The sequence below is a fragment of the Zhongshania sp. genome (genome assembly GCF_041584495.1).
Lineage (GTDB): Bacteria > Pseudomonadota > Gammaproteobacteria > Pseudomonadales > Spongiibacteraceae > Spongiibacter.
Genome location: NZ_JBFHDY010000212.1, coordinates 1 through 3,128, shown reverse-complemented (window position 1 = coordinate 3,128; position 3,128 = coordinate 1). Strand labels below are relative to the sequence as shown.

General features: G+C 42.5%; 5 protein-coding genes and 1 tRNA gene. 5 read left to right on the top strand and 1 reads right to left on the bottom strand.

Annotation, left to right across the window (positions count from 1 at the left end; all coding sequences use genetic code 11):
• The 5 genes from ABYP33_RS18190 to ABYP33_RS18170 all read left to right on the top strand — a co-directional run.
• Positions 1-662: hypothetical protein (locus ABYP33_RS18190; RefSeq protein WP_373092663.1), on the top strand; the 662-nt coding region annotated here is incomplete at its 5' end.
• Between the two features lie 101 nt (positions 663-763).
• Positions 764-838 (top strand) — tRNA-Pro (locus tag ABYP33_RS18185).
• A 14-nt stretch (positions 839-852) separates the two neighbouring features.
• Positions 853-1,125 carry a hypothetical protein gene (locus ABYP33_RS18180; RefSeq protein WP_373092660.1) on the top strand — a complete coding sequence of 91 codons (273 nt, stop codon included), beginning with the start codon at positions 853-855 and terminating at the stop codon, positions 1,123-1,125.
• Between the two features lie 290 nt (positions 1,126-1,415).
• Positions 1,416-2,117, top strand: coding sequence for a hypothetical protein (locus ABYP33_RS18175; protein ID WP_373092659.1), 702 nt, complete (start codon positions 1,416-1,418; stop codon positions 2,115-2,117).
• Positions 2,118-2,696 (top strand): hypothetical protein, encoded by a 579-nt coding sequence (locus ABYP33_RS18170; protein ID WP_373092658.1) that lies wholly within the window; start codon positions 2,118-2,120, stop codon positions 2,694-2,696. It abuts the gene before it with no gap.
• On the opposite strand, the gene ABYP33_RS18165 is transcribed toward ABYP33_RS18170, so the two are convergent.
• The gene (locus tag ABYP33_RS18165; protein ID WP_373092656.1) at positions 2,674-2,844 is read right to left on the bottom strand and encodes a hypothetical protein; all 171 of its coding nucleotides are present in this window, start codon (positions 2,842-2,844) and stop codon (positions 2,674-2,676) included. The genes ABYP33_RS18170 and ABYP33_RS18165 overlap by 23 nt on opposite strands.
• Positions 2,845-3,128: the final 284 nt, after the last annotated feature.

Here is a 3,128-nt window from a genome sequence, read left to right as displayed (position 1 = left end):
CCATACCCAAAAAAAACGATGACAACAATCGAGCTGACTGGTACAGTAGAACCATAGGAGAGTATATGACCAAGCGGATAACATCTATAGCAGACCTGAGAAAGCTGTCCCGTGAAAGGATGGGTATAGACGAGATTCATGACCCGAATAAAGAACCTAACCCGAATGTAGAGACAGACCTAGATACTCTGCATAGGAAGTCGGCTGAGAACAGAATGGACGATGATGCGTTTAACAGACCAGAGCCTGATAGCATGATGCCATTCGGTGATACTCTTGAAGATGTGAATAAGGTAAAGAGTATTGATGATGTTCGTAGGGCTGCAGAGAGGAGGTTTGAAAGTATTAAGCCTGTAGGTAGACCTCTTAAACCTAACGAGTCTGTTGAGGGTTATGCTCCAGATGGCACTCCAATTATAAGAAGAGTTACGGGACGCTCACCGACTGATGGTGCTCCGATTATAGAATATGAAAACAGGCATCTACTCTGGACAGAAGAAGAGAGGGAAGATATTCAAGCTGAGATGGATAGAGTTAATGAGATTGTTGAGAGCGAGAAAGACCCTGATAATCCTAAATGGAGAGATATAACAAATCTTATTGACCCACAGATTTTAGACATGATGAGGCGCGAACCTCACCCCAGAGAGGACTTCGAGTAGAACCTGTACTGATAGGGACAATTACTAAATTATAGCAATCCATTACTACATTCTAGCAACGCGTCTTGATGATAGGTTATATCACCTATAATATGGGTTATGGGAGTGTAGGCGACAGGAAGCCTCTATCTCTGGAGGATAGGCAAGCTAGGTTCGAGTCCTAGCCACTCCCACCATCAAGGAGAGAGATATGACAGCATACAGAATGTGTCACGGTTGCGACAGAGCATTCCCTACAGATGTTGAACATTCATGTACCGGGATAAAACCAGAAGAATTGAGAATTACAGATGCCCCAATCCCTAAGAGTACCATGCCCCGTCCATCCGATGAGGAGGTCTGGTTGAAAGCGTATCTGGCTGATATGATGGTCCCGATACCTGAAGGGTTCTACAATGTCGGTGAGCACAGTAAGGCAGCAGACAAATGCCTAGAAGCATTCAAGGAAAGGTTTGATGGATAGTGTAGATGGGATTATATTGTTCATATTACTTATCTGCTGCGTGGGGTTCTACAAGCTGGGTCATGTACATGGTGAGTATATTGGGATAATGGAAACTAAGGTTCACTGGAAAAACGCGTACATAGAACTATCTAAGGATAAGTTTGAATGTCAGAAAGACTTGAATAGATTTGACCAGTAGCCCCTATATGATATACTATACATGAGCAGGTAAGACTCGGCACACAGTCGAAGAAGAAACTAGTTGAAGTAGGTACGAGCACTGCTCGCCCGTATGGGCAGGAGATAATATGACAGCCGAGCTTAGGCGATTTGATGAATTTGCAATGACCATTGATGACTTGAAAAAGGAAATCAAAGCTCTTGAAAAAAGGAACTTCGCCAGAGATATGGAGGCGAGAAACGCAGACCCAAGAAAAGATGCTTTCGATAAGATTGTTAATGAGGCTGTTATAGATGAACTTGCACAAGAAGGTAGGGAGTCTGAATTAAAAACAATGGAAGTTGTTGAGGGTTCAAGGAAAGACAGAAGAGATGTAGAGAAAGGGTTAAATGATTTCTTTATACGAAAAGCAACAATGATAGGTATGGACCCAAGAGATGCTGACAACATGATGGACTTCTTGATAAAAAAATCAGAGGACCCGAAGCAGCTTAGTGGCATGATAAGGAATGCACTATTGTCTGAAGATAATGCTAGGAGAATGAGAGAGGAAGCTTTGTTAAAAAGCAAAGGCCTCGACAGGGCAAAAGACTTGATGTTTGGTGGAATAGACGATGCACTTAGTTTCATGAAAACACTAGGTATAGTTCTAGGTCCAGTAAGTAAGGAAGATAAAAAAAGACTAGAAGACATGTCTGTTGAGGATTTCTTTTCCAGTATTAAAGAAGCTCAGATAGCAGACAGAGAGGCTGATATTAAACAAGGTAGATTTAAACCAGAAAGCATCGCAGACCTTAGAAAGATGCAGGATGTCTTATTGAGGGAATAGATGCCACGTAGAGAACCAGCAAGTAATTTCGTAAGATTAGCTACCAAGGATACTAGGAAAGGTAAGAGTACGTTTAGACCAGACTTTAAAAACAATCCACTACACAGAATCCTAAAGAATGTAGCAGAACAAAATAAGGTTGTACTTGACCTAACGGGTGTAGACAGGTCTGACAAGGCTATAGATGAGGGATTATCCACTACAAGACACTTTGACCAGAATGCTGTAGATGTATCGTTCAGAAGGAATCCAAGCTGGTTCCATATTAATGGTACACCAAAGGGTCCGGGCAAGAAGCTTATTAGGGAAGCATTAAGAGCAGGGTTCAGAGTATTCGATGGTGATGGACATTTGCATATAGACAAGTTCCAAGTCGGAGAAGTAGATGACTTCCCACAGATACACAGAGAACCTAAAGGTCTGGGGAACATAGAAGCATTTGCCAACGAAGCCTTTTCAAACATACAGAACCCAAAGACATTTGCAGATTTCATATTAAATAGCAAAGAGGTGGAGGCTGAAGAACCAGCGGTAAAAAGTCAATCATTCAGAGACTTTATTCTGAGTCAGCCTCAATAGCCACTTCTGGCAGACTCCCGTCTTCATCATGACACCATACGAATATCGTACCATCTAGCATCAAAGTTTCTTCCACCTGACACTCAGTATTATCAACCTCTTCTATGATGAGTACGACAATCAGAATACTTAGGAGAAGCCACCGCATACATATAGGCTAACATACTATGCTGTCACATGATAGTATAACCTTATGAAGAAGCCTAAGCCTAGCCGCAAGAAGTACAAAGAGAAGCTAAAGAAAGCCATGCTGAAGGTATCCAAGACCTACTCAGACAATGAGGAGAGCGGTCATCCACGGAGGGCAGAAGAGGATGGTGATTGGTTTTACTTGCCCCCGGCAGACGATTAAGTTATGATAAACAGGTACTCAGAAATGGGTACACACTCTCTCTCCCTTTAGCCTCATGGCCGCAAACTATGGGGCTTTCT